Origin of the sequence: Pseudomonas sp. 102515, assembly GCF_031085165.1 — a bacterium.
In the GTDB taxonomy this organism is placed as follows: domain Bacteria; phylum Pseudomonadota; class Gammaproteobacteria; order Pseudomonadales; family Pseudomonadaceae; genus Chryseomonas.
The window spans coordinates 1-223 of sequence record NZ_JAVHTY010000027.1 but is presented as its reverse complement, the minus strand read 5'-3'; the positions used below and the strand labels follow the sequence as shown (position 1 = coordinate 223).

General features: G+C 62.8%; 1 protein-coding gene. It reads left to right on the top strand.

Translation table 11 applies throughout. The annotated features are described in order from the left end of the window. On the top strand, nt 1-223 hold a 223-nt coding region (locus RCF34_RS23230), incomplete at both ends, for an EF-Tu/IF-2/RF-3 family GTPase (protein WP_308710167.1).

Genomic DNA, 223 nt, shown 5'->3' with positions numbered 1-223 from the left:
CGAGCCCGAGCGTGCCATCGACAAGCCGTTCCTGATGCCGATCGAAGACGTGTTCTCGATCTCCGGTCGCGGCACCGTGGTAACCGGTCGTGTCGAGCGTGGCATCGTCCGTATCCAGGAAGAAGTCGAGATCGTGGGCATCAAGGCCACCGTCAAGACCACCTGCACCGGCGTCGAGATGTTCCGCAAGCTGCTGGACGAAGGCCGTGCTGGCGAGAACGTC